Source organism: Brachyspira catarrhinii, from assembly GCF_005518285.1.
Classification (GTDB): Bacteria; Spirochaetota; Brachyspiria; order Brachyspirales; family Brachyspiraceae; genus Brachyspira; species Brachyspira catarrhinii.
This window is the reverse complement of sequence record NZ_SJDU01000929.1, coordinates 1-246: the sequence shown is the minus strand read 5'-3', so window position 1 is coordinate 246 and position 246 is coordinate 1. Positions and strand designations below refer to the sequence as shown.

The window sequence follows — 246 nt, the reverse complement described above, 5'->3', positions numbered from 1 at the left end:
TATTAAATAATTTAGAAAGAAAAAAATATAATATAGAGTTTAATTTGGACGGACTTTTGAGAGGCGATACTCTTACAAGGCAGCAGGCGAACCAAATAAAATTAAATAATGGTGTTCTCACTAGAAATGAATGGCGGATACTAGAAAACCTTAACGAAGTAGATGATGAATACGGAGATGAGTATTTCGTTTCTCAGCAAATAAGACCAATAAAAACAGTTTATGCCGAAAGGCACCTTGCCGAAG

1 protein-coding gene is annotated in these 246 nt (G+C 34.1%); it reads left to right on the top strand.

All coding sequences use genetic code 11. The annotated features are described in order from the left end of the window. The coding region (locus EZH24_RS13825; protein WP_137999517.1) for a phage portal protein at positions 1–246 on the top strand (246 nt) is incomplete at both ends.